The organism is Nostoc sp. FACHB-190 (assembly GCF_014696905.1).
Lineage (GTDB): Bacteria > Cyanobacteriota > Cyanobacteriia > Cyanobacteriales > Nostocaceae > Nostoc_B.
The window spans coordinates 200,612-207,740 of record NZ_JACJQW010000010.1 but is presented as its reverse complement, the minus strand read 5'-3'; the positions used below and the strand labels follow the sequence as shown (position 1 = coordinate 207,740).

At 39.6% G+C, this 7,129-nt stretch carries 5 protein-coding genes; 2 read left to right on the top strand and 3 right to left on the bottom strand.

The features are described 5' to 3' along the window. Positions 1–189: 189 nt before the first annotated feature. On the bottom strand, positions 190–1,773 hold the full coding sequence (locus H6G28_RS14235) for a peroxidase family protein (RefSeq protein WP_190671520.1): 1,584 nt from the start codon (positions 1,771–1,773) through the stop codon (positions 190–192). Positions 1,774–2,552: 779 nt separating this feature from the next. Continuing rightward, positions 2,553–3,245: a response regulator transcription factor gene (locus H6G28_RS14230; RefSeq protein ID WP_190594010.1), complete on the bottom strand. Its 693-nt coding sequence runs from the start codon at positions 3,243–3,245 to the stop codon at positions 2,553–2,555. A gap of 86 nt (positions 3,246–3,331) precedes the next feature. Between H6G28_RS14230 and H6G28_RS14225 the strand changes: the two genes are divergently transcribed. Both H6G28_RS14225 and H6G28_RS14220 read left to right on the top strand, forming a co-directional pair. Next, complete coding sequence (locus tag H6G28_RS14225; protein ID WP_190671518.1) at positions 3,332–4,714, top strand: sensor histidine kinase; 1,383 nt, start codon at positions 3,332–3,334, stop codon at positions 4,712–4,714. A gap of 234 nt (positions 4,715–4,948) precedes the next feature. Beyond that, positions 4,949–5,758 (top strand): SDR family oxidoreductase, encoded by an 810-nt coding sequence (locus H6G28_RS14220; RefSeq protein ID WP_190671516.1) that lies wholly within the window; start codon positions 4,949–4,951, stop codon positions 5,756–5,758. 119 nt (positions 5,759–5,877) lie between these two features. Here H6G28_RS14220 and H6G28_RS14215 read toward each other — a convergent pair whose 3' ends face one another. Further along, positions 5,878–6,906 (bottom strand): tRNA dihydrouridine synthase, encoded by a 1,029-nt coding sequence (locus H6G28_RS14215; RefSeq protein ID WP_190671514.1) that lies wholly within the window; start codon positions 6,904–6,906, stop codon positions 5,878–5,880. Positions 6,907–7,129 lie beyond the last annotated feature (223 nt).

The following is a 7,129-nucleotide window of genomic DNA, read 5'->3' as shown; positions in this document are numbered from 1 at the left end:
CTTATGAGCAACGGTATCGAGAGCGTGTAGTTAACAACCTCAAGAAAAAAGCTTTGGCTTTTGGTTTGGAACTTACCCCCATTTCTGACTCAACGCAATGTGTTTCTTGAGAGATGACTACGTTCAAATCTTCTCGTTGCGTCACACACCAACCAGCAATTGTGACATTTACGTCAGTCCTGAATAACATCACTGACCACGACTAGCCGGATCTACACCAGCAAAAGTTAAGAGATCAGTCATCCGAAAATCTTGAGGTTTACCAGTTTTGGTGGGTAAAGTCGGTACCCAAGACGGATTTACATTGAGATAAGAATTTGGGTCAACCTGAAGCAGACCGATAATTACCTCACCAACAATCCGACCGCCAACTTGGCCTAGATGCAAGCCTTTTTCTTTCAGTTCAGCTTCTTTGAGGATGTAGTACCAAAGCGGTGTGGAGGTGTCGAAGGTAGGGTAAATACTCCGCAGTTCTGCCAAGTCGTACTTACTAAGTACAGGTACACCCATCTTCTGCGCGATGCTTTGACCAGATGGTAGTAGCCAAGTCAGGTGTCGGAGCAGGTTACGTTGGATAAGTGAAGTCGGAGGAGTACCGGAACCAATAGTCTGAAGTGGCAAGTTAAACAGTGGGCTAGAAATTTTCGTATCGATTAATTTATTCGGTCTGACTTGATTATCTCCAAAGTCGAAAAATGTCTGCCAGCCAATAAAGCGTCGTGCTGCTCTTGCTCGACCACGGAGGTCATCTGGATCAGGTTTTCCCTCTTGAGAAGGATCGAAAATGAATGCAAAGAAGGGCTTGCCATTGTCACCAGCCAAGTTAGCTCGGTAAGAAGGCCGGATCATGCTGTGACCGATACGATAACCAATTTGAAACTCAACCGGGATAAATCCTCTATTTGGCAAGGGATTATAAAATTTACGCCCATTTTTTAAGATGTCATTCACCATATCTTGACCAACTACCAGGGGCAAAAATTCATGGAGAATTGTCCATTGGTAGTGCCATGTGGTCAATTGACGAGCCTGACGAAAAACATCATCGTTCGAGATATTAGGAGACTGGGATCTAACTAAATCCACCAGATGATTGTGAAAGCTATAGAACGCAGTTACCAATCCACTGATAATGAGATGCTGATCACCGCGTGGGTCGGCAATAATCGCTCGATTGTTTGCATCTCTCGGTAAATCTTCAAACAAACCGCCACTTTCAAGTTTCAGTTTACTTGGATCTTGAGGGTCGTATAGATTTGGCGAACCTATCGGCCCAGAACCGTAGATATTATCAAGGTCAAAGGCTGCGGTTCGAGAGTTTGTTGCCGAGACTGGAGGTGTTACTTGGCCTAGTCGAGATGTCGTATCAAAGGTTATGTCAAGATCCAAAAACTGGGACATAAAGGTTGTACCAGCTGTATGGGTAGGGTTGTTGGGATTGTTAACGTTGAGAGTAGGATCAGTAATGAGAGCTATTGGCCCTGCGGCTAAATTGTCTTTAGCATCTAAGATACCCCCTGGTTTACCCATTTCCATCAGAGCATTTTTAACAATCGGGCTGGGTGGCGCAAAGGGTGGTAGATTACGAAACATCCGGCCGAATCTACTGGGTAGAGTTGCATCAACAGACTGTGCTTTCACTTCTCTGTCAAGAAAACCACCAACTATCACACCGATAGAAAAAATAGCAGTAATAGCGATCGCTAACACAGAAAGGATTTTCTTTTTTAAGAGTGCTTTATCTTTCGAGCCTTTAACTTTTGGGCTATTCATAATTTTCATTAGGACTATTTAACAAAAAAACAAGTATGTGCAGTTATGACATCTGCACAAAACTGACTCTATCCATTTACCTCAGCCACAGTCCTTGTAAAACACAGAAGTAATCTTGGATTTTACTTTTAAAAATAAGGGAAAACACAAAAATAATAAAAACCTAAAGGCAATAAGTAAACACGCAAAATTAATTACAGTCATTGCGAGCGAAGCGAAGCAATCCCAGCCCTTGCGATTGCTTCATTTCGCTTCGCTCCATTCGCAATGACTTTGTGTAATTAATTATGTTTAACTACTTACTAAACCTTTATCTTTGCAAGCTAATCAAACACTAAGCTGTACTAAATTTGCCAACTAAAATTTATAACAACAGCAAACTTACAGGATAGTGGTAATTATTCTTACAGAGAAAATAGAGGTTTTTATTAGCTTATTTAAAAATTTCGGAAAGTAATAGATGAACAAAGCTCAATTAATTAAAATCCGATTGTAATATCTACCACTACCACGGTCACATTTATTCATAAGCTTAGTCAAATCAGTTTTATTTAATGACTCCAAATCACGTAAATTTTATGAACCCTGATAAATGATTAAATAGAAACAATTGAATACCAAATTCAATACTTAAAAATTGAATTTGATATTTATCTTTTTAAGGTCAAACATCATAATATTATATTGATGTGCAACCCTCGTGTAGAGTTTGTGTATAATTCGTGTAGATAATCATGGCTAAATTTTCAACGCTGCTGATGAGATGAGCATCATGATGACTATTTCAAGCGATATCCTAGTCCATGAACAGTTTCAATGAAGTTTTCTGCTGCACCTAACGCCTTCAGCTTTTGTCGAATGCACCGAATATGGGATCTGATTGTTTCTTCAACAGGAGATTCATCAACTGACCAAACTTGTTCAATAATGCTAGAACGACTTAGTACTCGTCTACCATTAGCAACCAGTAATTCTAAAATTGCATATTCTTTGAGAGTTAATGATAAGGGATAGCCATCGTAAGTAGCTTCATAGGTGCTGGGATTGAGGTATAATTTTTCCCATAACAGACTTACTGTGCTGCTGGAACTACCCCGTCTAAGTAACGCACGAATTCTAGCCATTAACTCTTCTAAATCAAATGGTTTGGCTACATAATCATCTGCACCAGCATCTAACCCAGCAATCTTGTCAGCTACGGTGTCACGGGCTGTTAACATTAACACTGGTATAGTTGCATTACGATGTGCAGCATTGTTTATGCCGACAGTACGTAATTGGTGACAAAACTTAATTCCATCTAGCTTAGGCAAGGTGATATCCAGGACTATTAAATCATATTTCATGGATTGTGTAGAGTTCCAAGCGGCTTCTCCATCTTTGGCAATATCCACCACATATTGTCGTCTGTTGAGTGCTTCTGCTAGTACTTCTGCGAGTTGAATATCATCTTCAACTACTAAAATCCGCATATTTGATCTTTTATTGAGTAACAGGCAAATATATCAGCAATGCCTTAAATTTATCATGTATAAGTAACTATTGTTTAACTCAATCTATGACTCAGCAATTGATCAAATGGACTTTCCCAGGAAAATGGATTACGGGAGGTTTTGGTTTAACCCTGTTGCTGATGGTAATTATCTGTTTTGTTTCGTTGAAAAACACAGATGAAATCAAATCTGGAGCTAACAGGGTGCAGCAGACATATCAAACTCTCAATGCTTTGACAAATTTCTATGGCGCAATGACCGCCGCAGAATCAGCTAGACGAGGATATATTTTTTTAGGTAGTAGTCAGGATTTGCAGCGTTATTATCACGCAAAGGCAGATATGCGCTCTCAACTGCAAATATTACAAAAACAAATACATTCTTATGGGAGTCAAGAAAAACGATTGGTAAGTTTAAATTTATTAGTCAATCAAAGATTATCTCTGTTGGAGCAATCTATAGAACTTTACCAAAAAGATAAAAAGTCAATGTTAATCCAAAATAGTATTACCGTTAGAAGTGTTCAGATTCGAGAAAAAATCTTGCAGGTCATGGCAGAGATTAAAGCAGAAGAACAAACTCATCTCCAAGATTCGTTAGAACAATCAAAACAAAGTATTTATTTCCGAATTCTTATAGAAATTTTTACAACATTTTTAATTTTAATCATAATTCTTGGCTTATGTATAATTCTGGAAAAGCAATGGATTAAACGTGAGCAAATTAGAGCCTTAGAATTTTCTTTAGCTCAAGAAAAGAAAATAGGTGATTTAAAGATTCAATTATTTTCTATGATTTCTCATGAATTTCGGACACCCTTAAGTATAATTTTACTTTCATCACAGTTATTAAAAGAAAGTCTCGAAACTTTAGTAGATGAACAGCATTTAAAGAATATTTTTCGTATTCAATCTTCTGCTAAAATCATGAATCACATATTAACGGATATATTAATTTTAACGCGAGCCGAAGCAGGTCAATTGGATTTTAAATTGCAAGTGATAAATTTAGAAAATTTTTGTTTAAATTTAGTAGAAGATTTACAGATTTTTGCTAAAAAGGCAAATATGATCCGATTTCAAAAAAGGGGTTCTATTTTTAAAGCCAATATTGATGAAAAGCTCTTGTATTCTATTCTCAGTAATTTGTTATTAAATGCTATCAAATATTCAAATAACGAAACCGCAGTTGATTTAAAATTAAAATCTGAGGCGGAATTGATCACTTTTCAAGTTATTGATCAAGGAATTGGGATTCCATTAGCAGAGCAACATAAAATATATGAGCCTTTTTACCGATGCCAAAATGTTGAAAATATTGCTGGAACAGGGTTAGGGTTAGCAGTTGTCAAAAAATGTGTAGAGCTACATCAAGGAGAAATTATCGTAGAAAGTAAAGTAGGTACAGGTACGACATTTACGATCATGATTCCTCAAGAAAACACATAAGGATGTCAGATGGTGAAATTATAGCGGTTCTTGGTTGGATGAGGTACATTTCAACCCCACCCCCAACCCCTCCCCGCAAGCGGGGAGGGGAGCGTTTGCGTCAGCAAATGCGGGGTGGGGTTCCAACTGTATTACAAGCAAGTAAGAACTGCTATATACTCCCAGTTTGCAAGTGCTGAGTACTGAGCAAAAATTCCCGAAAAGCTTAATTTATCAAACCGCAAAGGACACAAAGTGATATTTGCTAACAAAACCATTGTTCTCACGGGTGCATCGGCTGGAATTGGCAGAACGCTGGCAATTTCGTTAGCCCAACAGGGTGCAAATTTAGTTTTGGCTGCTCGCAATCAAGAAGGATTAGAACAAACGCTGAGTGCTTGTACAAATTATTCTGCGGAGGTGATTGCAGTACCAACAGATGTCACTCAACCAGAAGCTTGTCAGCAGTTGATGGAAAAAGCGATCGCTAAGTTTGGAAAGATTGATATCTTAATCAACAATGCCGGCATTGGAATGCTGACTTGCTTTGATGAAGTGACTGATCTTTCAATTTTTGAACGGGTAATGCAGGTTAACTATCTGGGTGCTGTCTACTGTACTCATTATGCCCTGCCCCACTTGAAAGCCAGTCGAGGACTATTGGTGGCAATTTCTTCCATTTGCGGCAAAACAGGTGTACCCACTCGTACAGGTTACGTTGCTAGTAAACATGCTATGCAAGGTTTCTTTGATACATTGCGGATGGAATTGCAGCAAACAGGAGTAGATGTAGTGGTTATTTCGCCGGGTTTTGTCGCCACAGATATTCGCCAACGCGCCTTGGGCGCAGATGGAAAACCATTAGGTAAAAGTCCGCGTGATGAAAGCCAAGGCAATATGCCGGTGGAAGAGTGTGTGCGTCAAATTATCTGGGCAATGGAGCGCCGTAAACGAGAACATATCATGACTTTGAAGGGTAAGATACTACCTTGGGCAAGGCTAATTGTGCCAGGATTGGTTGATCGTATTACTGCTGCTACTATTCGCAAAACAACTGCCACTTAAAAGTAATGAGTAATGAGTAATGAGTAATGTATGTTTTAGATTCGACCGTTTCTTGTCGCCAGAAGGTTTCCATTCTTTAAGCTCCTCAAATACAATTTCCTAATCCCTATCTTGAACAGTCAGGTTAAGTCTTTGGTTATTAAAGGAGCTAAGGCTAAAGTCTGTGCAGGGTCAGCCAACAAAAAGCGATCGCATATCTGAAAAAGTTCAACTTCGGTCTGCGCTTGTCGCATTAGCCGCAGGAAATGACCTTGGCTGTCAACACTGAGAGCAATGTAGTTGAGAAATAGTTTGAGGTAGCCGATACGCGCTCGTTCTGGGATATTGGGTGCTTCTGGAGTTTGGTATAAACGGTCAATGTAGTGGCGTACTTCTGTTAAAGGAACAGGCGTAATTGGCTCAGAGCGCAATGCTTGGCGAATTTGATGAAAAATCCAGGGATTACCAATTGCCCAACGGCCTACCATCACACCAACCGCACCTGTTTGGTCAAGCACCGACATTGCTTGTGCTGCCGAGTAGATGTTTCCGTTAGCCAGGACGGGACAATTGACGTGTCTGACCGCTTGGGCAATCAAGGCGTAATTTACCCGGCCTTGGTATCTGTCTTTTACCGTGCGACCATGTAAACTCAACAAATCAATACTGTGGCGATTGATGATATCTAGAATTTGGAAAAAAGTATCGCTATTTTCAAAGCCCAAGCGCATTTTGACACTCAAAGGTCGATCATTAACTGCTTGTCTGAGTTCAGCCAAAATGCGATCTACTTTTTCTGGCACAAGTAGCAATCCACCTCCAGCTTGTTTACGGTAGATTCTCGGTGCGGGACAACCCATGTTTAAGTCAACTCCAGCGATATTATAACCACAGAGTTCCTTTGCTGTTCGGACTAAATCAGGAATGCTTTCACCAATCATTTGAGCAAAAACAGGGCGACCAGTATCGTTTTCTGTGATAGATGCCAGAATCTTGGGATTAAGCCGTGATGTTTCATTGACGCGAAAATATTCAGTGAAGAAGTAGTCAGGTTTGCCGTAATGAGCAATGACCTTCATAAACTTGAGATTTGTCACATCTTGCATGGGTGCAAGGGCAGTGAGAGGTAAATCTGAGTGGAGGGATTGGGGAAGCGATACCTGGAACATATATTAAGTAGGTCGGTGTAAATAATTATTATTAGAATAAGGCAGGGAGCAGGGGGAGAAAGGGTTTGAGCCTTATTTACTTTTATTTATATATAGGAATCCGATTTGATTTCTGAATCTAGTTATGTAGGTAGGGAGTAGGAAAGACGGCTGATCTGGGTGTATTGATTTTTTTCATAAATCAAATATGAGTCCTATAGTTTGGTTTTATTGCATCGACTTA

What these genes read in the sequence shown, in the direction of transcription:
- H6G28_RS14235 (WP_190671520.1), bottom strand. Translation starts at nt 1,773, where the DNA reads ATGAATAGCCCAAAAGTTAAAGGCTCGAAAGATAAAGCACTCTTAAAA.
- H6G28_RS14230 (WP_190594010.1), bottom strand. Translation starts at nt 3,245, where the DNA reads ATGCGGATTTTAGTAGTTGAAGATGATATTCAACTCGCAGAAGTACTA.
- H6G28_RS14225 (WP_190671518.1), top strand. Translation starts at nt 3,332, where the DNA reads ATGACTCAGCAATTGATCAAATGGACTTTCCCAGGAAAATGGATTACG.
- H6G28_RS14215 (WP_190671514.1), bottom strand. Translation starts at nt 6,906, where the DNA reads ATGTTCCAGGTATCGCTTCCCCAATCCCTCCACTCAGATTTACCTCTC.